This window comes from Streptosporangium sp. NPDC006007, from assembly GCF_040614315.1.
Classification (GTDB): Bacteria; Actinomycetota; Actinomycetes; order Streptosporangiales; family Streptosporangiaceae; genus Streptosporangium.
This window is the reverse complement of sequence record NZ_JBEXUG010000031.1, coordinates 35,321-56,360: the sequence shown is the minus strand read 5'-3', so window position 1 is coordinate 56,360 and position 21,040 is coordinate 35,321. Positions and strand designations below refer to the sequence as shown.

Genomic DNA, 21,040 nt, shown 5'->3' with positions numbered 1-21,040 from the left:
GCAGGGCCTAAGCTAGAAGGCATGCCGGAGTACATCTACACAATGCAGCGCGTGCGCAAAGCGCATGGTGACAAGGTCGTCCTTGACGATGTGACGCTGTCGTTCCTGCCGGGCGCGAAAATCGGCGTTCTGGGTCCCAACGGCACCGGAAAGTCGACGCTGCTGAGGATGATGGCGGGTCTGGAGCAGCCGTCCAACGGCGATGCCCGGCTCATGCCCGGCTTCACCGTCGGCATGCTCCAGCAGGAGCCCCCCCTCAACGAGTCCAAGACCGTGCTGGGCAACGTCGAAGAGGGCGTCGCCGAGACCAAGGGCATGCTCGACCGATTCAACGAGATCGCCGAGCTGATGGCCACCGACTACAGCGACGAGCTGCTCAACGAGATGGGCAAGCTGCAGGACGCGCTTGACCACCGCAACGGGTGGGATCTCGACAGCCAGCTGGAGCAGGCGATGGACGCCCTCCGCTGTCCTCCGCCGGACGCCGACGTCACGCTCCTCTCCGGTGGTGAGCGGCGCCGGGTCGCGCTCTGCAAGCTGCTGCTCGAACAGCCCGACCTTCTCCTGCTCGACGAGCCCACCAACCACCTCGACGCCGAGAGCGTGCAGTGGCTGGAGTCACACCTGGAGAAATACCCCGGGACCGTTCTGGCCGTCACCCACGACCGTTACTTCCTGGACAACGTGGCCAACTGGATCCTGGAGCTGGACCGCGGCCGCTGCCACCCCTACGAGGGCAACTACTCCACCTACCTGGAGGCCAAGGCGGCCCGGCTCAAGCTTGAGGGCCAGAAGGACGCCAAGCGTAAGAAGCGCCTGGAGGAGGAGCTGGAGTGGGTCCGCTCCAACGCCAGGGCCCGCCAGACCAAGAGCCGTGCCCGTCTCCAGCGCTATGAGGAGATGGCCGCCGAGGCCGACAAGCACCGCAAGCTGGACTTCGAGGAGATCCAGATCCCGCCGGGCCCGCGTCTGGGCACCACGGTCATCCGGGCCGAGAAGCTCACCAAGGGCTTCGAGGACCGTCTCCTCATGGACGACCTCTCGTTCGACCTGCCGCGTAACGGCATCGTCGGCGTCATCGGCCCGAACGGCGTCGGCAAGACCACGCTGTTCCGGATGATCACCGGGAGCGAGGCCCCGGACGACGGGCGGATCGTCGTCGGCGACACCGTCAAGATCTCCTACGCGGACCAGAGCCGGGGCGGCATCGACCCGGCCAAGAACGTCTGGGAGGTCGTCTCCGACGGGCTCGACTACATCAAGGTCGGCCAGGTCGAGATGCCGTCGCGAGCCTACATCGCCGCCTTCGGCTTCAAGGGCCCGGACCAGCAGAAGAAGGCCGGCGTCCTGTCCGGAGGCGAGCGCAACCGGCTCAACCTGGCGCTGACCCTGAAGCAGGGCGGCAACGTGCTGCTGCTCGACGAGCCCACCAACGACCTCGACACCGAGACGCTCTCCAGCCTGGAGAACGCCCTGCTGGACTTCCCGGGCTGCGCGGTCATCACCTCGCACGACCGGTGGTTCCTCGACCGCATCGCCACTCACATCCTCGCCTGGGAGGAAGACTCGAACTGGTTCTGGTTCGAGGGCAACTTCGCCGACTACGAGAAGAACAAGGTCGAGCGGCTGGGGGCCGACGCGGCCCGCCCGCACCGGGTCACCTACCGCAAGCTCACCCGCGACTGAGCCGAGTCGTCAGCCGACCGAGTCGTCAACGGCCTCCGGCAGCCCCGCCGTACCGGCGGGCGCCGGAGGCTCGCTACCTTTCTCGTGTGTTTGGACAGAGCGTGGCCGACGCCGTGAGCAGTATCCGCAGGCACGTGTTCCCCCGGGCCGTCAGGTTCGCCGACGTCGACTCGCTGGGCCACGTCAACAACGTCAGATTCTTCGACTACCTTGAGGACGCGCGCCTGGAGATCTTCCACATCGATCCCTATCGGGAGGGGGAGACCCCCTTTCAGGGGCTCGTGGTGGCCAGGCACGAGATCGACTACCGGCGTCCCCTCACCTTCCGCGCCGATCCGGTCCGGGTGGAGTCGTGGGTGACCGAGGTCCGCCCGGTCCGGTTCACCCTCAACCACGAGATCCGTGACGACGAGGAGATCTTCGTCCAGGCTCGTTCGGTGATCGTCGCCTACGACGTGGAGAAGGCGGCCCCGCGTCGGCTGGACCGGCACGAACTCGGCTACCTGGGCCGCTACCAGGCAGACGGGTGACCGGATGGCCGGGGTGAGGGGGCTTGGCCTTCTCCGGAGCCCGGAGAGGGGCCGGCGGTCTCGGAGGGGATCTCCGATCCGCTGCCGGTGAACCTCCGCCGGTCGGCCCCACCTGACGGCAGGAGCTGCCGGATGCCGGCCAGATCGCCGACGCCGTCTCCCGAGGCGTCGGCGGGGCCGCGAACGTGGATTCCGTGGACGACGGGACGCGCGGCCAGGGTTTCCACGCGCTTCGATCGCCCTGGCCCGGCGGGTTTTACGCGCCGGGGGCGTTGACCATGCTGTGCGCCGCGTAGACGAGGTAGTCCCACAGACGCTTCTGGTGCTCCTCGGGGAGCTCCAGCGCGACCACGGCGTCGTGCATGTGCCTCAGCCACGCGTCGCGCTCGACCGGGCCGATCACGAACGGGCTGTGCCGCATCCGCAGCCGAGGGTGCCCTCGCTGCCGGCTGTAGGTGTTCGGGCCGCCCCAGTACTGGATCAGGAAGAGGGCCAGCCGGTCTTCGGCCCCGTCGAGGTCGTCCTCGGGGTAGAGCGGCCAGAGCAGCGGGTCTTCCACGACGCCCTGGTAGAAGCGGTGGACGAGACGCCGGAAGGTCTCCTCGCCGCCGACGGCGTCATGGAAGGACTGGGGTTCCTCGGGGATAGCGGACACGCCCCCAAGCCTAAGTGACGTCAGGCGGCGATCGGGATGGCGGCCCGATCCAGGGCGGACTTGACGCGGACGCGCAGCTCACGGCCGACCTCGGCCTGCCGGGAGGGGATCGTCTTGGCGCTCACCCGGAAGACGACGGCCGTGTCGGAGATCTGTTCGATGCCCCAGACCTGCGGCTCCTCGACGATGACGGAGTCACGGAAGGCGGCGTCCTTCCACAGCTCGTCCGCGACCTCCTTGAGCAGGTCGCGGACCGCCGGGATGTCGGCGGTGTAGGCGACCGGCACGTCCACCGTGGCGCGGGACCAGCCCTGGGACTCGTTGCCGACCCGGGTGATGGTGCCGTTGCGGACGTACCAGACCCGGCCGTCGGCGTCGCGCAGCCTGGTGATGCGCAGGGTGACGGCCTCGACGGTGCCGACCGTGGCGGCGGCGCCGACCGTCGCGCCGACGTCGATCACGTCGCCCACGCCGTACTGGTCCTCCAGGAGCATGAACATGCCCGCGATGAAGTCCTTGACGAGCTCCTGGGAGCCGAAACCGATCGCCACGCCCAGGATGCCGACGCTGGTCAGCAGGGGGGCGATCGGGACGGAGAGTCGTTCGAGGATGGTCAGGGCCGCCGTGCCCAGAATGATGATCGAGGCGATGTGCTTGAGTACGGAGCCCATGGTCTCGGCCCGTTGCCTGCGCCGTTCGGCCACGATGGCGTCGAGACCGTCGAGGGGCGTCGCCTCCTTGCCGCGCAGCCGCCCGGCCAGGGAGGGGCGGTCGGAGGAGGCACGCTGCACAACCCGGCCGATCAGCCGGTGGGACATGTTGCGGAGAACCAGCGCGACGACCGTGATCAGCACGACCGCGATCAGCCCGGCGATCAGCCCGGCGACGATGGGGGCCCAGGTTGCGGGCAGAACGGTCTGCACGAGCTCGCAGATTACCCCACCATTGGGCCCGCACGACCCGTTCGCCATGGCGTTGAGATCCAGCCAGTCGGGGATGACCGAAGGCAGAGGGGAGGGGAGAGGTGTGGGAGTAGGTGCGGGAACGGGCGGTAACACGGAGTGGATCCTCCCGGATCGGTTCGGCGAGTAAAGGGGTAAGCCAGGCGACCTACCTATATTGCCGACCGAACCGGCCGCCGTCACATCACGCCGGGGAAGACGGGAGCGTCCGGATCCGGGGCCGCGGGGGGCGGGTCCGGAAGCTCCGGTGACGGGCGGCTCGGACGGGGCACGCACCCGGAAGCGTGTCCCGTGCCGTTTCCAGGGGGATCCCTCCGATCACCGTCCGGAAAATCCCGGACGGTAGTCTGTTTGTCGTCTCTGTGCCGCGTTGCCGGGGGCTCCGGTGGTCTGGACATGCCGTCCCGCCTCCGGAGCCGGCGGGGTGCCCAGCGTCCAGGAGGACGCTCCGCACCGGTCACCCCGCCGGCCTTGTGACCGCGGTAGGCGCGGTGGCCCGGATGGCTGCGACCCCGTCCGGGCCACCGTTCACCCTGTTACTCCCCCACCGCGGCGAGCACGCGGGCGACCTTGGTCGCCGCCCCTGCGGGGTCGCTTACCGTGTGCATACGCTCTCCCCAAGACCACCAGTAGTACCAGTCGCGGTGGCTGGGAGCGGTCTGCGCCCGGCAGGTGACGTTCTCCGCCAGGCTGGTCGCGTTCGGGTTGATCACACGGACGAAGGCGCGGCCCGACTGGGTCCGCACCACCCGGGCGTGCAAACCTCGGGCGTCGAGCTCCGACACCAACCGCTCCAGGTGCCCGAAGTTGTCTTCCCCCAACTCGTCCCTCCTCCTGGTCTTGGCCGATCTCGTGCCGAACCGTGTTCGCTCGGTTACGCGAATCGGTGCTGGTTGGCCAAACATGACTCACCGGGCGCGATGGGTCAACGGCGGCTCATCGTGATTGGGGTATGCCTTGTCCCAAGTAGGTTGAAAGAAGCAGTCCGTTGGAGGACGATCCTTAGCCGATGGCTTAATTCGTGCGTTCCGAATAAGCCAACTGTGGTCCATTATTCTCCCTAGGCGCGGTGCGATCCTGAATCGCACCGGGCCAACGGGGAGAGGACCGGTCGGGATCGGTGTGCCAACCAGCCCAGCTGGCCACAAGAGAGGGGCCGGTATGTCCGGCAGGCAGCACAAGGAGACAGAGTTAGCGCGGCAAATCCGGGCGAGGGGCCTGGCTGCCGGGCGTAGTCCGGCCCAGATCGCCGAGGAGATCCACGACACGTGTGGTCCGCAGTTCGGGACCACGCGCATCAAGGGTCATCGTCTCGCGCACGGTGTCGCCCTCGCCGACGTGATCGAACAGATTCGGGCGCTGTTCGAGCGCGATGGCAAGCCGGCTCCGGGGATCGGGGAGACGCTGCTGTCCGCCTACGAGAGTGGGCTGAAGCGGCCGGGACCCGAGTATCTCCACTACCTGTGCTCCGCCTACCGGGTGGAACCGGCCTCCCTCGGCTACGACGGCCCCTGTATCTGTGGTCACGGCCACCGGATGCCCGGTGCGGTCCGAGGTGATCTCCAGGATGGAAGACCCGACACTTCCCCTGATCCGCGCGAGCTGCCGACCAAGTCGATCGGCGGTGACCCTTCCGCGGGCGGGAGCGAGGAGGACGAGAACGTGTTACGGAGGACGCTTTTACAGCTTCTGGCCGGCAGCGGCGTCGCGCTGGACGGACAGGTGCTCGGATCCGTGGAGAACATCCGCAGGAGGATGGACGAGACCCTGGTCTCGGCAACCGTCTCACCCGCGATGCTCGACCAGTGGGAGGAGAGTACCGTCGGCTTCGGCCGGCAGTACATGAGCACACCGCCGTTACGGCTGCTCTGTGACGTGCTGCTGGAGTTCAGCGCCGTGCGCAAGGCCATGGAGCGGCGCCAGCCGGTGGATCTGCAGGAACGGCTCTGCCGGATGGCGGCCCAGCTCGCCGGTCTCAGCGGCATGATCATGATTAATCTCGGTGACCACAGGATGGCCAGGTCCTTCTTCAGGACCGGCCGGATGGCCGCCGACGACACCGGGGACCGCGCGCTGAGAGCCTGGGTCATCGCCAGGGAGGCGCTGGTCCCGCTCTACTACGGTGATCCGCGCGAGGCGCTCAACCTCGCCAGGAAGAGCCGCGACCTGGCCGGTCAGACGCCGTGCGCGGCCCAGGCCATGGCCCCCGTCGTGGAGGCCCGGGCGCTCGCGATGATGTCGGGCGCGGGGAAGAAGGACGTGGTCGACCAGGCCAAGCGGGCACTGTCCCGGGCCAGGGCCGCGTTCTCCCAGATGACCGCCGCCGACCAGGACGACCCGACCTTCGGCTACACCGAGCGGCAACTCTACTTCCACCAGGGCGACGCGCTGGTGAAGCTGGGGCAAACCATGGAGGCCGACCTCATCTTGGAGCAGGCGCTCACCAAGTACGGCCCGGCGGACTGGCTCGACCCGACGTTCATCAAGTTCGACCGTGCCAAGTGCAAACTCCTGGAAGGCGACGTGGACGAGGCTCTGGCGATCGCCAAGGCCACCCTCGCCGGCCTGGGGGAGGGGTGTCGCCCGGACATCCTCATCCAGCGGGCCCACGAGGTGGCCAAGGCCGTGGAGGCCAAGGCTCCCGACCATCCCGAACTCAAGGTCTATCTGGAGGCACTGCGCGCCGCGCCGTCGGCTGACCCGACGCTGGGGGATGTATGAGGCTTCGGCGCTACCGCCGGTCCGACCTGGAGTCGGTCTCGGCGCTGCACCGGATCTGCCTCGGCCAGGTCGGTCTCGCGCCGGGAGACGGCGTCTACTACGAGGACGACTTCCCGAGGATCCACGAGGTCTATCTCGCCGCCCGGGGGGAGTTCCTGGTCGGCGAGGTTCCCGGAGGGCAGGTCGTCGCGATGGGCGGTCTCCGCCGGGTCGACGACCAGACCGCTGAGATGTGCCGTATGCGGGTTCACCCGGATTTCCAGAGGCGTGGCTTCGGTGACCGGATGGCCGCCGAGCTGGAGAAACGGGCGATCGAGCTGGGGTATGCCCGGCTCTGCGGGGACACCACCCTCAACCAGCCGGCCGCGATCGAGCTCTACCGCAAGTACGGCTGGCGCGAGATCCGCAGGGAAGAACGTGGCGGATGCATCGTGATTTATGGGGAAAAAGATCTGACTTCGGCATGTCTACTCTGACAAATTAGAACAAATCCAGATCTATTGGTCATCGCCATCCGGTGAAGTGCCGGAGCGCGTGTTTCTCGTGCCTGGATTCGCTCTCCCGTGCGGGCGCGCCGAAGAAGATCATTATTATCGGGCCGGCGCCAGCGGGCTCGGCGCCCGACGGGTGCCGGCAGGGTGACTTATCCCCAAGGTTGGCCTGGGTGGTGAATTCTCCCCCGCGGAGGATGAATCGCTACCCGCGCCGCCTCGCGGCGTGGATTCCTTCCTCCCGGGTAGCGATATTTCCCCCTAGGGGGATATTTCACGCCCTGGGGGAGATCATCCGGCGGATGGGCGGCCCGCCGCCGGAGGCTGACCGTTCGATGCGCCTCCGGCGGCGGTTATGCGGGGTAATGGTCTGGAGCGTGACAAGGGGGGACGGCTGGGACGTTAGCGTTTCATCGCGCCGTCGGCTATGGCGTCGGCGGCCTCGCCGATCGCCATGCCGACGATCTCCAGGCGGCGGACCAGCTCGCGTTCCTTCATGTTCTCCGTGCTGATCTCCCCGGAGAAGATGCGGGCGATCTCGTACTGGTACATGCGCCGGAGGGTCCCACCGGCCTTCTTGGCCTCCAGCGCGTCCACGGTGACCGCGGAGGGGCGGGAGACCAGGTCGCGGACCGCGGTCTCCAGGGATTCGATGCCGACGATCGCCTGGTCGAGCATGGGGGCGAAGCGCCGCTGGTCGTCGACCCGGTAGAGGTGCGACTCGCGCACGAAGTCGCGGAGGGAGTCCAGCACGTCGTCGATCGAGCGGGAGAGGCGGAACAGGTCCTCGCGGTCGATCGGCGTCACCAGGGAGCTGGACAGCTCCTCGATCAGGCGGGCCCGCTCGGTGTCGCCGCGATGCTCGATGGCGCGCATCCGCACGTGGGCGTCGGTGCGGCCGGTGTCTCCGCTGATCATGGCCATGGCCAGCCAGGCCCCCTCCTTGGTGGCCTCCAGTTGCCCGATCAGCGCCTCACCGAGCGCACTGTCCATGCGCCCGGTTATCAGGTCTCGAACCCGTCGTAATCGTTTCACGCAATCACTCCTCGTACGATGAGCGCCGCCGCCGCGGCGAGCAGTCCGCTCACCGGCAGCGTCAGCGTCCAGGCTAGAACGATCTTTGTTGCGGCATGCCAGCGCACCTTGGCGGTGCTCTCGGCGACGCCGGCCCCGATCAGGGCACCGGCGATTGTCTGTGTCATGCTCACCGGCACGCCGATCGCGGCGCAGCCGATCACCGCGGTGCCGCTGGACAACTCGGCGGTCACGCCGTGCAGCGGCCGGGAGGCGATGATCTCCCGGCTGAGGGCGCGGCCGGCCCGGGGCAGTCCGTACATGGCACCGACGCCGAACAGGGCCGCCACGATCAGGCAGACGGGGAGCGGGGCGTCCTCGAAGCCGAGCGCGATCATGAAGATGGCCAGCATCTTCTGACCGTCGTTCGCCGCGTAGGCCAGGCACTGCACGGCGAACCCGGCGCGGTGCCACTGCCGCAGCCTACGGCCCCGCGCCAGCAGCATGAGCAGGCGGCTCATCAGGATCGCCAGCAGTCCTCCCACGAACGGCGCCGCCACTCCGACCGCCAGCACGAACAGTACGGCGCGGCCTGAGACGGGCAGTCCCCAGCCGAGACCGGCGCCGGTGAGGGCGCCGACGATGGCCAGGGTCAGGCTGGTGGGCCGTCCCCGGTTGCTGAGGAAGGTGACGACGGTGAGTGCGGAAAGGACGGCGACGGTCATGACGATCCGGCCGCCGGGGACGTCCAGGTTCGTTAGTCGGGTGGTGAAGGTCGCGGCGACTTGATGGGTCACCAGGGGAACCAGCGCGACCGCGGTCATCAGGGCGGTCAGGCCGATCATCGGTCGGATACTGGGGATTTTCAGTCCGGTCGCCAGTAGGGCACCGCCGTCGTTGATCCCGGTGACGACCGAGAACAACCCGGCGAGCGATGTTAGGGCAATCAGGCTCACACCCCCTATCTCAGATGAACAAACGGTGAACAACAATGCCGGTTCGGTCACGGAATCATGGGTAAATTGGCTGCGGGTCCCCGTCCGGGCGCTTTGGGATGCGTCAGAGGGGCACTGATACGGACATGCTTACCCAAAGATCCGGTGAATGATGGGTGACAACCCCGTCTCGCCGGCATCGGCACGATCCACGGCTCACTCCCCGGCTCCGGAGGCGACCACGGCGGCCGCACGGCGCGAACGCGTGGGGGACACGTGTGGGTGAAGGCGGGTGACGCGCTGTACTCTGCCCAGGTCGGTGTGAGACGCGGTGGATCCGGCCTTTTCGGGGATGAGGGCATGAACGAGCGAGTCAGAAGGCCCGGTGCGGGCTCCGAACGGCCGGGCGAGGAGATCGTATGAGCTCCGCCACCCGGTTCGTGCTGACCCTGTCCTGCCCGGACCGCCCCGGGGTGGTGGCCGCGGTCTCCGGCCTCCTGGCCCGGAGGGGATGCAACATCGTCGAGAGCCAGCAGTTCGGCGATCCCGTCGCCGAACGGTTCTTCATGCGGGTGGAGTTCGCCTCATCGCTGCCCGGCGCCGAGCTCCGCGAGGCCTTCGCCGCGCTCGCCCCCGAATTCGGCATGGAACTCAAACTACGGGACACGGCCGTCAAACCGCGTGTGCTGGTGATGGTCAGCAAGTTCGGTCACTGCCTCAACGACCTGCTCTACCGGACACGTTCCGGTCTGCTGGACATCGAGATCGTCGGGGTGGTCGCCAACCACCCGGATCTGCGGCCGCTGACCCAGTCCTACGGCATCGACTACCACCACCTGCCGGTGACCGCCGAGACCAGGCCCCGGCAGGAGGCGGAGATCCTGGCCCTGGTCGATCACTATCAGGCCGATCTGGTGGTGCTCGCCCGTTACATGCAGGTGCTGTCGGAGGACCTGTGCGTCAAGCTGGCCGGGAACGTGATCAACATTCACCACTCGTTCCTGCCGTCGTTCAAGGGGGCCAAGCCGTACCACCAGGCCCATTCGCGGGGGGTGAAGCTGATCGGCGCCACCGCCCACTACGTGACCGCCGACCTCGACGAGGGGCCGATCATCGAGCAGGAGGTGGCCCGGGTCAACCACACCCACTCCCCGGAGGACCTGGCGGCCATCGGCCGTGACGTCGAGTGCCAGGCCCTGGCGCGGGCCGTACGGTGGCACACCGAGCAGCGCGTCCTTCTCGACGGTCACAAGACCGTCGTCTTCCCACGCTGACCACGCGTCCTCGCCGGGCCCGCGGCGGCCGTCTCCGCGGCGGCCCCGCGCCGGAACGCCCGGCTGAAGGGCCTCCGACCGGAACGCCCCGCCTGCGGAACCGCCGGTTCCGGGGCGCGTGGCCGGGGCGGGCGGCGCCCCGGCCGGGGCGGACGTCAGGAGGTCAGGCCCGTGTGGTGGGCGAGGAAGGTGAGCTGGTCGGCGGCGAGCTCGACGGTCTTGCTGATCGCCCGGGCGCCGTGGCCGACCTCGGTCTCGTTGCGGAGCAGGATCGGCCGGTCGGCCTCCTGGGCGTACTGGAGCGCGGCGCACATCTTCCAGGCGTGCAGCGGGTGGACCCGGGTGTCGGACTGGAAGACGGCGAACAGCGTCGCCGGGTAGGACACGTTCTCGCGGACGTGGTGGTAGGGCGAGTAGCCGTGCAGCCAGGCGAACTCGTCGGGCTTCTCGGCTGAGCCGTACTCGACGTTCCAGGTCGCGCCCAGGCCGAACAGCTCGTAGCGGATCATGTCCAGCAGCGGGGCCGAGCAGACCACCGCGGCGTACAGGTCGGGGCGCTGGGTGAGGGCGGCGCCGACCAGCAGGCCGCCGTTGGAGCCGCCGGAGATGGCCAGCCGGGAGGCGGTGGTGACGCCGGTGGCGATCAGATGCTCGGCCGCCGCGTGCAGGTCGTCGAAGACGTTCTGCTTGTGGGCGAGCATCCCGGCCCGGTGCCACTCCTCGCCCTGCTCGCCGCCCCCGCGCAGCTGGGCGATCGCATAGCTGCCGCCCGACTCCACCCAGGTCAGGATGGACGCCGAGTAGCCGGGGGTCATCGAGAGGCCGAAGCCGCCGTAACCGTACAGGATCGTGGGGCGCGGCCCCTCGGCGCCGGGGGAGGAGATCACCAGCATGTGGACCTCGGTGCCGTCGGCCGAGCGGTAGGTCATCTGCTCGGTGTCGACGGCGGGCACCTCGACGGCTCCCGGAGAGGCGGCCCAGAGGGTCGTCTCACCGGTGCGGGCGTCGTAGCGCTGGATGGTCGGCGGGGTGGTGTTGTCGGTGTAGCCGAACCACGCCTCGTGGCCGCCCTCGGGGCGTTCGGAGATGCCGCCGATCGTGCCCAGGCCGGGGGTGGGCACCTGCCCGATCCGCTCGCCGGTGCTCAGGTCGTGGACGGAGATCTCACTGATCGCGTGACGGGTCCAGCCGACGAGCATGACCGGCCGGTCCAGGTCGTCGAGGATGGCGAAGTCCGTCAGCACGGCCTCGGGGTCCTGCGGGATCAGGTCGCGCCAGTGTTCGAACTGGGGGGTGGCCGGGTCGGTCACGCAGATCCGGGCGCGGGGGGCGTCGCGGTCGGTGAAGACGTAGAGCAGCCCGTCACGCCCGAAGTGCAGCGCGGTCTGGGCGTCGACTTCCTCCTGGACGACGACCAGCTCCGGCGACTCGGGGGAGGAGGCCGAAAGGTCGGCCACCCACAGGTCGTTGCGCGGCGCCGTGCCCCGGGAGGCGGAGATCTGCAGCCGGCGCCCGTCGCGGGAGACCGCGACCCCGTAGTAGTTGGTCTTCTCCATCCCGGCCCCGAAGATCAGCACGTCCTCGATGGTGGAGGTGCCGACCCGGTGCAGGTGGACCCGGCGGTGGAACTGCCCCTCACCCTCGGGCACCTCGGTGGCGGGCAGTCTGCGCACGTAGTAGAACGCCTCCCCGCCGGGGAGCCAGGCGATGGGGGAGTAGCGGCACCGGTCGATCGGCCCTTCGATCCGGTCGCCGGAGGCGATGTCCATCAGATAGAGGCTCGACTCCTCGTCGCCGCCCACCGAGACCTGGTAGGCGAGCAGCCTGCCCTCCTTGTCGGGCTGCCAGGAGTCGAGGGTGGTGAGCCCGGTCGGGTCCAGCGCCATCGGGTCCAGTAGCGCGCGCTCGGTGCCGTCGGGGTCGACGGTGTAGAGCACCGCGTGCTCCTGCTCCGGAGTGCGCCGCATGAACAGCCGTCGCTCCCCCCGCCAGACCGGTGCGCCGATCGAGCCGGACCTGAGCAGCTCGGCGATCCGCGCCTTGAACCGGTCGCGCTCCGGAAGCGCCCCCATCTCGGTGGCGAACAGCTTCTCCTGCGCGGCCAGCCACTCCTCGGTCGCCGGGTCGTCGGGGGCTTCCAGCCATCTGTAGGGGTCGGCGACGCTGACACCGTGGAGCTCCTCGACGAGGTCGTCACGGCCGGCGGGCGGGTATGGCTGTCGAGTCATGGCACGAACCCTATGACCTGGTGACGGCGGTACGGAACCATTGCGCGAGTGGCGTACTCGATCTTCGAATGGAGGAGTTAAAAACTGGTAATGCGGGCATAAAACGTACCGGGCGTCCCTCCAGTCGTTTAGTGGGTGGCGGGAACGACGATGCAGAAGCCAAACTTGGTGGAGGACGGTGCCGTGGTGACCATCCGCTGGGCCGTCCGGCGGAGGTCCTCGTGACGGAAGCATCCGGGCCCCAGGAGGGGCCGCCAACCGGGGTACGCCACGGCGTGCCCCCTCAGATGACGCGTCATGCGGCGGGGAAGGCATGCTGATGCGCCAGGTCCTGCTGCTCAACGCCACCTACGAGCCCCTGACCACGCTCTCCCTGCACCGCGCGGTCGTGCTGGTGCTCAGGGAGAAGGCGGACGTCGTGCACCGCGACGGCCGGGGGGCCGTATTCCGCTCGGCGAGCCGCACGCTCGACGTCCCGTCGGTGATCAGGCTTCGCCGGTACGTCCGCATCCCCTACCGGTCCCGGATCCCGCTGACGCGCACCGCGCTGATGCGCCGGGACGACTACCGGTGCGCCTACTGCGGCCAGCGGGCCGAGACCATCGACCACGTGATCCCCCGTTCGAGGGGTGGCCCCCACACGTGGGAGAACTGCGTGGCCTCCTGCACGCCGTGTAACCACCGCAAGGCGGACCGGATGCTGGAGGAGCTGGGATGGACGCTGGACGTCGCTCCCGTGGTTCCGCGGGGAGTCCACTGGAGGCTGATCGGCGCGCACAACATCGGAGACCCCCAGTGGGCGCCCTATCTCGCGGAGAGCGCCGCCTGAGGGGCGCCCGGACGTCTTTCCGAGCGGAGCCCGACGCCGCTCGGCGGCACGCGATGCGGGCACGGTGCGGGCGGGGCGGACGAGGTGCCGTTCCTCACCGGCCCGTCCGACCTCACCTCCAACTCCGTCTACCAGGTGATCGGCCACCACGTTCGGCTGAGTAATGTGTATGGCATGCCGCGCTATGACTTCCGCTGCCGTGCCTGCGGGTCCACTTTTGAGCTCTCCCGTCCGATGGCGCAGTCCGGTGATCCCGCGCCCTGCCCGCAGGGGCACGACGACACCGTGAAGCTGCTGTCCACCGTCGCCGTGACGGGCGGGTCCGGCGCCGGAGCGCCGGGCCCTGCCGCCGGTGGCGGTGGCGGATGCTGTGGTGGCGGCTGCTGCGGCTAGTCTCTCGCGGGACCCCCGACCCCCCCCGATCCGCCGCCCGCGGCGGTCGCCCGGACGACCGCGGCGGGCGCCCTATGCGGCGCGCCTGCCCTGGAAGGGCAGGAAGTTGTCGGCCCGATGCGGGCGGGCGGGGACGAAGGTGGGCTCGGCGGCCACGATCCGGTCGAACCGGAAAGCCCGGATCGCGCCCCGCAGACGGCACATTCCCACGAGATACCAGTAGTCGCGGTGGACCATGCAGGTCACCGGATCGACGTCGCGGACGGTGACCCGGCCGGAGGCGTCCTGGTAGTGCAGGCGGATCACCAGACCTGACGTGATGGCGCCGGCGATGGTCCTGGCCCGGTCGGCGATCGGGCCGGGCATCGGCTCGGTCAAGGTCGTGAGCGTGGTGGCGATGATCTCGTCGTCGAGCTCCATGTGCTCGAAGGCGTGGCGCAGGCCGCTGCGGGCGGTGGTGGCCTGCGGGCCCGACCCCAGATGGGCCAGGGACAGGGCGAGGGCGGCGATCTCGGCGGTCGTCAAAGGGCTGGCGGAAGGCTTGATGACGTTGGCCATATCCCTATGGTATCGACGGCCACCGACATTTTTCGAACGCCCTGTCGGACACAGCACGCTTCCCTGCCGGGTGCGGCGGGCCGTACCCGGCAGGGAAGCCGGTGGGCGGAGCGGGGGAGACCGTCAGCGGGAGAGCTGGGACAGATCCCGCGAGGCGCCCGTGGAGGCCGAGGTGGTCAGCGCGGCGTAGGCCTGGAGCGCGGCGCTCACCTGGCGCTCCCGGTCGCGCGGCCGGTAGCCGCCCAGATCGGCCAGGAGCCGCTCACGTCGCGCGGTGAGCTCCGCCTGGGGGACCTTCAGCTCGATCGAACGGCCCGGGATGTCGATCTCGACGGTGTCGCCCTCCTCGACCAGGGCGATGGTGCCGCCCTCGGCGGCCTCGGGGGAGGCGTGGCCGATGGACAGCCCGCTGGTGCCGCCGGAGAAACGGCCGTCGGTGACCAGGGCGCAGACCTTGCCCAGGCCCTTGCCCTTCAGGAACGAGGTCGGGTAGAGCATCTCCTGCATGCCGGGCCCGCCCTTCGGCCCCTCGTAGCGGATCACCACGACGTCTCCGGCCTTGACCCTGTTGTTCAGGATGCCCTCGACCGCCTGCTCCTGTGACTCGAAGACCACGGCGGGGCCGGAGAACCTCCAGATGGACTCGTCGACCCCGGCGGTCTTGACGATGCAGCCCTCCGTGGCGATGTTGCCGTAGAGGACGGCCAGGCCGCCGTCGCGGGTGTAGGCGTGCTCGGAGTCGCGCACGCAGCCCTCGGACCGGTCGAGGTCCAGAGAGTCCCAGCGGGCCTCCTGGGAGTAGGGCTTGACGGTGCGGACGTTGCCGGGGGCCGCGTGCCAGAGCTCCAGCGCCTCGGGCAGCACGCCGGCCGAGCACGGGTCCCAGGCGTCGACGTAGTCGCCGATCGTTCCACCGTTGACGGTGTAGGCGTCACGGTGGATCAGGCCGGCCCGGCTGAGCTCGCCGAGGATGGCCGGGATGCCGCCCGCGCGGTGGACGTCCTCCACGTGGTACTTCGCGGTGGCCGGGGCGACCTTGCACAGGCACGGCACCCGCAGCGAGATCTCGTTGATCTCCTTGAGCCCGAAGTCCACCTGGGCCTCGCGGGCCGCGGCGAGGATGTGCAGGATCGTGTTGGTCGACCCGCCCATCGCCACGTCCAGCGCCATGGCGTTCTCGAACGCCTCCTTGGTGGCGATGGCGCGGGGCAGGACGGTCTCGTCGTCCTCCTCGTAGTAGCGGCGGGTGATCTCCACCAGCTGCCGCCCGGCGTCCTGGAACAGCTTCTTGCGCGCCTTGTGCGTGGCGAGGATCGTGCCGTTGCCCGGCAGCGCCAGGCCGATGGCCTCGGCGAGGCAGTTCATCGAGTTGGCGGTGAACATCCCGCTGCACGAACCGCAGGTCGGGCAGGCGTTCTCCTCCATCTCCAGCAGCTCGGCGTCGGAGACGCCGTCGTCGGCGGCGGCGATCATCGGGTCGATCAGGTCGAGCTTGCGGCCCGGCGTCTTGCCGGCCTCCATCGGGCCGCCGGAGACGAAGACCGTGGGGATGTTGAGCCGGAACGCGGCGAGCAGCATGCCAGGAGTGATCTTGTCGCAGTTGGAGACGCAGATCAGCGCGTCGGCGCAGTGCGCGTTCACCATGTACTCGACCGCGTCCGCGATCAGCTCGCGGCTGGGCAGCGAGTAGAGCATGCCACCGTGGCCCATCGCGATGCCGTCGTCCACCGCGATCGTGTTGAACTCGCGCGGGATCGCCCCCGCCTCGCGGATCGCCCCGGCGACCACGTCGCCGACCTCGCGGAGATGGACGTGTCCGGGGACGAACTGGGTGAAGCTGTTGGCCACGGCGATGATCGGCTTGCCGAAGTCGCCGGCGCCCACGCCCGTCGCCCGGAGCAGGGCCCGGGCTCCGGCCATGTTTCTGCCGTGAGTGACCGTACGAGACCTGAGGGCGGGCATGAGGCTGCTCCCATCGTCGAAACCGTGTCCTCAAATGGTACGGCCAACGACCGGTGCGTAAGACGTCCGTCCACATCGCGAGAGGGCGGGCCGGGCCCCGCGCGGCCCGGCCCGCCACGGGCCGGGCCGGGGGTCAGGACTCGGGATAGCGCGCGGGCAGAACCCGCTCGGCGGCGTCGTAGATCTCGTCGATTTCGACGTCGGTGAGTGACCGTTCCCGCTTGGTGATCCATTTACGGACACGACCGCCGTCGAAGACGTCGACGTCGCGGACCGTGAGGACCTTCCACGGAATCGCCGGGCCGTAGATCGCCAGAGACGGGATGATCGTGACCTCGCGGCTGAGCGCCTCGCCGATCAGCTGGGCGGCCTGGGAGGCCTCCCAGCGAGCCTCGTCGAGGCGGGGCTTCTGGTTGAACGGGCCGTGGAACAGCTTGCGGTGCGACTGGACGCGGACGGGCAGGCGCTTGTCCCATTTCTCGGAGTCGACGGCGTACACGCCGGTGGGACCGACCACCAGGTGGTCGATCTGCGCCTCGCTCCCCGGGATCGCGCGGGCGTGCAGGGTGCGGTAACCACCCCGCTCCAGCCTCTTGAGCTGGGCCTCGGTGCGCCGCTCCGCGACCGAGGCGCGCCGCCAGGCGGGCACGGTCGAGTGGGCGCGGGCTCGCAGCACCGTGTCGACGATCGCGCCCAGCACCGCGGCGGTGACCCCGAGCCGCCAGCTGGCGAACAGGATGGTCGCTACCACTCCCACGACGACCGCGACCAGGGCGCGCCGTCGCAGATGACCGTACCTGGGGTCGTCGAGCAGGCCGCGAAGGGAGGCGCGCTCGACGGGTGCGTACGTAGACGCGGGTGCGGCGGGTCGAGACGTCGGCCTGTCCTCGGCCGGTCGGTCGCTGACCCAAATTGGTGACGTAGTGTTACCGTCTTCTGGTGCCTGACCGGAATCCACGTCACTCACCGTAGCTGACGTCCGTGAGGGTGCCTAGTATTGCGTTTCTCATACTTTTGTGACCGCCGTCATCTGCTTGACAACCCGTCAAAGCGGGTATCCATTCTTTTTCTCTCTGGATAACCCGGCCGTCTGCGCCTACTGTGCGGGACGTGGCTCACATACACGATCTTAGCGCCCTGGAGCAGGCCACGGCCGTGCGTCGCGGGGAGATCTCGCCCGTCGAGATCACCGAGCACTACCTCGACCGCATCGCACGACTGGACCCCCAGGTCGGCGCCTACGTGACCGTGACCCCCGAAACGGCCCTTGAGCAGGCGCACAAGGCCGAGGCCCGGGTGCTGGCGGGGGAGGACCCCTCGCCGCTGCTCGGGGTGCCGATCCCGATCAAGGATCTCAACCTCGTCAAGGGCGTCCCGATCCACTTCGGCTCCGCCGTCTACGGCGACTTCGTGGCCCCGGTGGACGACAGCGTCGTCGAGCGGCTCAGGGACGCCGGGACGATCATGCTCGGCAAGACGGCGACGCCCGAGTTCGGTCTGCCGTGCTACACCGAGACCTCGGTCTCCCCGCCCACCCGCACGCCGTGGGACCTCTCCCGCTCGGCCGGCGGATCCAGCGGCGGCGCCGCGGCCGCGGTCGCCGCAGGCCTGGCCCCCGCCGCGCAGGGCAGCGACGGCGCCGGGTCGATCCGGATCCCCGCCTCGGTCTGCGGGCTGTACGGCATCAAGCCGACCCGGGGCCGGATCAGCTCCGCCCCGATCATCCCCGACCTGGCCGGCCTGTCGACCATCGGCCCGATCAGCAGGACCGTGGCCGACGCCGCGGCCCTGCTCGACGTGATGGCCCACAACAACCCCGGCGACCTCTACCACGCGCCGCCTCCCGGCCTCGGGTCGTTCACGGCCTACGTGGGGCGTGACCCCGGCCGTCTGCGCATCGCCCGCCACGCCGAGCCGCCCGTCCCCGGCGCAGAGGTGGCCCCCGAGGTTCTCGCGGCCTACGAGCACGCCTCGGCGGAGCTGGTGGCGCTCGGGCACGAGGTGGTGGACATCCCCTCGCCGTTCACGCCCGACCTGGTGCCGTGGTTCGTGACGCTCTGGTACGCGTTCTCCTGCATGCACCCGGTGGAGCCGGCCAAGCAGGACCGGCTGCGGCCGCTGACCGCCTGGCTGCGGGAGCGGGGCTTCGCCACCCCGGCCCCCGACTTCCTCCAGGCCCAGTCGGCGCTGCAACTCGCCACCCGGATCGGGCTGCTGGTCACCGACCGGTACGACGCGGTGCTCACCCCGACCGTGACCCTGCCACCCCGGCCGGTGGGCTGGTTCGAGGACGTGGCGGACCCCGGGGAGACCTTCGAGCGGATGAAGCGGTTCGCCGCCTTCCCCGCCCTCTGCAACATCAGCGGCCAGCCCGCGGTCAACCTCCCGTTGCACTGGACGCCCGAGGGGCTGCCGATCGGTGTCATGCTGGCCGGGCGGTTCGGTGACGAGGGCACGCTGATCTCCGTCTCGGCGCAGGTGGAGGCGGCACGCGGCGGATTCTGGGGGGAGCGCAGGCCGGTCCTGTGGTAGGTCTCGACGAGGCTTCGGATCCGGGCTTACGTTGGAGGTGTGGACGCGATCCAGGTCTTCGGGTTCCTGATCGGGACTTCCGCCGGTCTGTTTCTGCTCATCGTCGCCCTGGTGACGCTGCCCGCCCGGGTGCGCGCGGGCGCCGTCCGGAGCCCCTCGGCGGGCGCGGTGTGGTTCGGCGGCCCGCACCGCAGCGAGCGGTGCGCGAGCGGCGGCGGGCTGGTGCTGGTGGACCGGCCGGTTCATTCGCTGACACCGCAGGTGGACTGGGCGGCCCTGGCGGAGATCTCCGAGCCGGGGCGGCACCTCGGCGGGGGGTCGGCGAGATGGTGACGGTGACGCCGGTCCTCACCTCGACGCAGGCCCAGGACATCCGTGAGGCGCTGTACACCGCCGAGCGCCGCAGCGGCCTGCGCTTCGCCGCCTACCTCGGCCCGGCGGTCGGCCCGCGCCGTCACTTCTCCGAACGGCTGCACGCCGCCCTGGGGCGGGAGGCCGACACGGCCGTACTGGTCTTCGTGGACCTCGGGGAGAGGGGGCTGGAGATCGTCACGGGCTCCCGGGCCAGGCTCAGGCTCACCGACGGGGAGTGCCGCCTGGCGGCCGTGTCGATGGCGGCCGTGCTCGTCACGGGGGATCTGGCGGGCGGGATCGTCACCGGGGTGTGGATCCTGGCGGACCTGGCTTCCCGCAGGAGATGAGCTTCTCGCATAATCAGGGCGTGCTGAAGATCGTGCTGGGTACGCCGTCGGCCGACGTCTCGCGGGAGGGCAGGGTGCGGCAGGAGCCGGATGAGGTTCTCTCCCATATTCAGGCCGTCCTGGCGGAGGTGCGCGATGACAACGGCAGAGCGAACCGCAGGGCGGCCGTCCTGCTGGCGGTGGCCGTCCTCGGCGGGCTGGCCGCGAGCGGGTGGAGGCCGCAGGGGCTTCCCAGTCAGGTGGAGTGGCTCTGGTGGACCGGGGTCTTCTTCTGCGCGATGGGCGGCCTGGCCCTCGTGGGCGCGCTGCACCCCCTCACCGCGCGGCTCGCCGGGCGGACCGTGGAACGCCGCCGCTCCTACGCCGGCCGCCTGCACGCCTGGGGCCCGAACGCGGTGAACCCCCCCGAGGGCAGGCCCGCCCCCGGCAGGTCGCGCGGCGCGTTCTCCGAGGAGGCGCTGGCCGAGTTGAGGACCCGCATGAGGGGTCAGGACACCCGGGTCCGGGCCGACATGCTCGTGCTGCGGGTCAGGAGGCTCAGCTCCGTCGCCCACGCCAAGAACCGCTACATCCGCAGGGGAGTGCTCCTGCTGTCCGTCGCCGTCGCGTGCCTCCTGCTCTCGGTGACCGTCGGACAGGCCATCCTGAGCGCCTGAGCGCCCGGGCTCTCCCTTTTCGTTTTTCTCTGCGAATGGTCACGGCTTGCGCAAGGATCGTCGCCGTGAGTATCTGTAAGCTTTCAGGGATCCTCATCCAGAGGGGGGAGCAGGTGCTGGAGCTCGCCCCCGGCGAGCACGTCACCTTCGGTCACGGGCCGGCGGATCTGGTGCTGTCCGACCCCACGGTCTCGTGGCCGGCCGGGCGGATCGACGCGGTGGACGACTACTGGATGATCTCCAATCTGAGCCGATCGGCGACCTACCTGGTCGACAACCCCGAGGGCGGCGGCGAGTTCGTCAAGGTGCCACCCGGCCGTATGCGCGCCCCGATCCCCTTCGAACTGGCCCGGGTACGGCTCCCCGCCGACGAGACGTCGTTCATGGTGTTCGCCCCCGAGCACGTGCTGCTCCATCCCGACGCGTCCCGGGAGTGGGGGAAGACCGTGCCGGCCTTCCCGCTGGACGTCACCGCGAAATACTTCCTGATCCTGGTCGCCCTCTGCGAACCCCGGCTGCGTGATCCGCTCTCCAGCGTGATCCCGACCGTTCCGGAGATCATCATCCGTCTCGCCGACCTCGGTCTCGGCCGTGCGGCGGTCAATCTGCACATCGACTATCTGGCCCGGGTGAAGCTCCGGGTGAGGGCACCGGAACGCCCGGGGAAGTCCGACTGGCAGCGCGCGGCGCTCGTCTCCGTGGCGCTCGGGCAGAACCTGGTGCGGTCCGGGCACCTGGCGCTGCTGGAGACGCGGAGCCGCCTTCCACTGTGACCGGGGAGCGGCCGGCGCGACGGCGAGGCCGGCGCGGGAGCACACGGTGACGGCGCGGCGCGGAGGCCGCGGTGACGGCGCGCCCGGCGCGGCGTGGGGCCGGGTGGGGCCGGGCCGTGTGCCGCCCGGCCCCACCCGGT

General features: G+C 69.6%; 21 protein-coding genes. 12 read left to right on the top strand and 9 right to left on the bottom strand.

Features of this window, described 5'->3' with window-relative positions:
- Window positions 1–21 precede the first annotated feature (21 nt).
- Window positions 22–1,686, top strand: a complete 1,665-nt coding sequence (gene ettA / locus ABZ194_RS22350; protein WP_355598925.1) for an energy-dependent translational throttle protein EttA — start codon at window positions 22–24, stop codon at window positions 1,684–1,686.
- Window positions 1,687–1,772: 86 nt separating this feature from the next.
- Window positions 1,773–2,216, top strand: coding sequence for a thioesterase family protein (locus ABZ194_RS22345; RefSeq protein ID WP_355598924.1), 444 nt, complete (start codon window positions 1,773–1,775; stop codon window positions 2,214–2,216).
- A gap of 256 nt (window positions 2,217–2,472) precedes the next feature.
- Here the strand turns inward: ABZ194_RS22345 and ABZ194_RS22340 are convergent, their stop codons facing one another.
- The 3 genes from ABZ194_RS22340 to ABZ194_RS22330 form a co-directional block, all read right to left on the bottom strand.
- Window positions 2,473–2,871 (bottom strand): globin, encoded by a 399-nt coding sequence (locus ABZ194_RS22340; protein ID WP_355598923.1) that lies wholly within the window; start codon window positions 2,869–2,871, stop codon window positions 2,473–2,475.
- Window positions 2,872–2,891: 20 nt separating this feature from the next.
- A complete protein-coding gene (locus ABZ194_RS22335; protein WP_355598922.1) occupies window positions 2,892–3,794 on the bottom strand; it encodes a mechanosensitive ion channel family protein in 903 nt (300 codons plus the stop codon).
- A 575-nt stretch (window positions 3,795–4,369) separates the two neighbouring features.
- The gene (locus ABZ194_RS22330; protein WP_355598921.1) at window positions 4,370–4,654 is read right to left on the bottom strand and encodes a hypothetical protein; all 285 of its coding nucleotides are present in this window, start codon (window positions 4,652–4,654) and stop codon (window positions 4,370–4,372) included.
- Between the two features lie 517 nt (window positions 4,655–5,171).
- Between ABZ194_RS22330 and ABZ194_RS22325 the strand changes: the two genes are divergently transcribed.
- Together ABZ194_RS22325 and ABZ194_RS22320 are read left to right on the top strand one after the other, a co-directional pair.
- Entirely contained in the window at window positions 5,172–6,554 is a 1,383-nt protein-coding gene (locus ABZ194_RS22325; RefSeq protein WP_355598920.1) for an XRE family transcriptional regulator, read from the top strand.
- Window positions 6,551–7,030 (top strand): GNAT family N-acetyltransferase, encoded by a 480-nt coding sequence (locus tag ABZ194_RS22320; protein WP_355598919.1) that lies wholly within the window; start codon window positions 6,551–6,553, stop codon window positions 7,028–7,030. Before ABZ194_RS22325 ends, ABZ194_RS22320 begins: the two co-directional genes overlap by 4 nt.
- 417 nt (window positions 7,031–7,447) lie before the next feature.
- On the opposite strand, the gene ABZ194_RS22315 is transcribed toward ABZ194_RS22320, so the two are convergent.
- Complete coding sequence (locus tag ABZ194_RS22315) at window positions 7,448–8,038, bottom strand: DUF47 family protein (protein ID WP_355598918.1); 591 nt, start codon at window positions 8,036–8,038, stop codon at window positions 7,448–7,450.
- Between the two features lie 38 nt (window positions 8,039–8,076).
- The gene (locus ABZ194_RS22310; protein WP_355598917.1) at window positions 8,077–8,904 is read right to left on the bottom strand and encodes an inorganic phosphate transporter; all 828 of its coding nucleotides are present in this window, start codon (window positions 8,902–8,904) and stop codon (window positions 8,077–8,079) included.
- A gap of 509 nt (window positions 8,905–9,413) precedes the next feature.
- Between ABZ194_RS22310 and purU the strand changes: the two genes are divergently transcribed.
- On the top strand, window positions 9,414–10,268 hold the full coding sequence (gene purU, locus ABZ194_RS22305; protein ID WP_355598916.1) for a formyltetrahydrofolate deformylase: 855 nt from the start codon (window positions 9,414–9,416) through the stop codon (window positions 10,266–10,268).
- A 155-nt stretch (window positions 10,269–10,423) separates the two neighbouring features.
- On the opposite strand, the gene ABZ194_RS22300 is transcribed toward purU, so the two are convergent.
- The gene (locus tag ABZ194_RS22300) at window positions 10,424–12,496 is read right to left on the bottom strand and encodes a prolyl oligopeptidase family serine peptidase (RefSeq protein WP_355598915.1); all 2,073 of its coding nucleotides are present in this window, start codon (window positions 12,494–12,496) and stop codon (window positions 10,424–10,426) included.
- Window positions 12,497–12,815: 319 nt separating this feature from the next.
- Between ABZ194_RS22300 and ABZ194_RS22295 the strand changes: the two genes are divergently transcribed.
- Together ABZ194_RS22295 and ABZ194_RS22290 are read left to right on the top strand one after the other, a co-directional pair.
- On the top strand, window positions 12,816–13,325 hold the full coding sequence (locus ABZ194_RS22295) for an HNH endonuclease (RefSeq protein WP_355598940.1): 510 nt from the start codon (window positions 12,816–12,818) through the stop codon (window positions 13,323–13,325).
- A 174-nt stretch (window positions 13,326–13,499) separates the two neighbouring features.
- A complete protein-coding gene (locus tag ABZ194_RS22290) occupies window positions 13,500–13,718 on the top strand; it encodes a zinc ribbon domain-containing protein (protein WP_355598939.1) in 219 nt (72 codons plus the stop codon).
- 72 nt (window positions 13,719–13,790) lie between these two features.
- Here the strand turns inward: ABZ194_RS22290 and ABZ194_RS22285 are convergent, their stop codons facing one another.
- The 3 genes from ABZ194_RS22285 to ABZ194_RS22275 form a co-directional block, all read right to left on the bottom strand.
- Entirely contained in the window at window positions 13,791–14,276 is a 486-nt protein-coding gene (locus ABZ194_RS22285; protein WP_355598914.1) for a WYL domain-containing protein, read from the bottom strand.
- A gap of 123 nt (window positions 14,277–14,399) precedes the next feature.
- The gene (gene ilvD, locus ABZ194_RS22280) at window positions 14,400–16,238 is read right to left on the bottom strand and encodes a dihydroxy-acid dehydratase (protein WP_355598913.1); all 1,839 of its coding nucleotides are present in this window, start codon (window positions 16,236–16,238) and stop codon (window positions 14,400–14,402) included.
- 133 nt (window positions 16,239–16,371) lie between these two features.
- Entirely contained in the window at window positions 16,372–16,989 is a 618-nt protein-coding gene (locus tag ABZ194_RS22275; RefSeq protein ID WP_355598912.1) for a nuclease-related domain-containing protein, read from the bottom strand.
- A 359-nt stretch (window positions 16,990–17,348) separates the two neighbouring features.
- Between ABZ194_RS22275 and ABZ194_RS22270 the strand changes: the two genes are divergently transcribed.
- From ABZ194_RS22270 to ABZ194_RS22250, 5 genes are all read left to right on the top strand, one after another.
- The gene (locus tag ABZ194_RS22270) at window positions 17,349–18,770 is read left to right on the top strand and encodes an amidase (RefSeq protein WP_355598911.1); all 1,422 of its coding nucleotides are present in this window, start codon (window positions 17,349–17,351) and stop codon (window positions 18,768–18,770) included.
- A 39-nt stretch (window positions 18,771–18,809) separates the two neighbouring features.
- Window positions 18,810–19,103, top strand: a complete 294-nt coding sequence (locus ABZ194_RS22265; protein WP_355598910.1) for a hypothetical protein — start codon at window positions 18,810–18,812, stop codon at window positions 19,101–19,103.
- Complete coding sequence (locus tag ABZ194_RS22260) at window positions 19,097–19,471, top strand: TPM domain-containing protein (RefSeq protein ID WP_355598909.1); 375 nt, start codon at window positions 19,097–19,099, stop codon at window positions 19,469–19,471. Before ABZ194_RS22265 ends, ABZ194_RS22260 begins: the two co-directional genes overlap by 7 nt.
- Window positions 19,472–19,491: 20 nt before the next feature.
- On the top strand, window positions 19,492–20,127 hold the full coding sequence (locus tag ABZ194_RS22255; RefSeq protein WP_355598908.1) for a hypothetical protein: 636 nt from the start codon (window positions 19,492–19,494) through the stop codon (window positions 20,125–20,127).
- Between the two features lie 65 nt (window positions 20,128–20,192).
- Complete coding sequence (locus ABZ194_RS22250; RefSeq protein WP_355598907.1) at window positions 20,193–20,900, top strand: hypothetical protein; 708 nt, start codon at window positions 20,193–20,195, stop codon at window positions 20,898–20,900.
- Window positions 20,901–21,040: the final 140 nt, after the last annotated feature.